The organism is Bacillus sp. B4EP4a (assembly GCF_006680105.1).
Taxonomy (GTDB): domain Bacteria; phylum Bacillota; class Bacilli; order Bacillales; family DSM-1321; genus Peribacillus; species Peribacillus simplex_E.
Window position 1 is genome coordinate 1 of the sequence record NZ_VHIK01000133.1, and the last position, 294, is coordinate 294.

A 294-nucleotide genomic window follows, 5' to 3' on the forward strand; every position below is an offset into this window, starting at 1 on the left:
TGCCTACACACTCGATATTAATGGAGTTTGTCTACAGTTTTTTAGGTTTTTAGAATATGCCCGTTGCTTTCCACTCCTGGCAATCTGCAGGTGAACTCGCTTTCTTTGAGTTTGTCGACCTAATGGGAATGGTTTCAACCCGCACCTTGGTTAAGACTAGGTTATCCTTCATGTTTTTTACAGTAATCCTTAATGGATTGAAGAAATTCCGGCCGAATAACTGGCTAGCCAAGACACCAAAGGCGCTTGCTTTGATGAGGCTTGGCAGACAGTCGGCGGAAAGGGAACGGATTT

At 44.2% G+C, this 294-nt stretch carries 1 protein-coding gene; it reads right to left on the reverse strand.

What is annotated here, in order from left to right; translation table 11 throughout:
- Positions 1 to 49: 49 nt before the first annotated feature.
- On the reverse strand, positions 50 to 294 hold a 245-nt coding region (locus FNK51_RS26890; protein WP_181762365.1), incomplete at its 5' end, for a hypothetical protein.